The 267-nt window shown below is 63.3% G+C and carries 1 pseudogene; it reads left to right on the forward strand.

The window, feature by feature from the left end:
* Nucleotides 1-211, forward strand: a pseudogene (locus tag MWC30_RS22235) (hypothetical protein); the annotation flags it as partial.
* Between the last annotated feature and the right edge of the window lie 56 nt (nucleotides 212-267).

Genomic DNA, 267 nt, shown 5'->3' on the forward strand with positions numbered 1-267 from the left:
GGCCGCCAACATGAAGATAACGGTGGATCAACGAAACCTGCGGATTGTCAACATCTCCGGAGGCGGATGCCCGGATGTGCCCTACCTGGCGGAGCGCCTGGTGGGCAGGACCCTGCGTGAGGCGCCTGCGCCGCGAACTTTGGGGCATACCCTGTGCGGGTACGCCCTGCAACTGGCCTACGAGGAGCTCCTGCGAAGATGTCCTGGTTGATTGTCGGAACGATCCCACGGGAGGATTTCCCCCTCTACGAAGGCCCCTGCCGTCTC

Origin of the sequence: Desulforhabdus sp. TSK, from assembly GCF_022836495.1 — a bacterium.
GTDB lineage: Bacteria > Desulfobacterota > Syntrophobacteria > Syntrophobacterales > Syntrophobacteraceae > Desulforhabdus.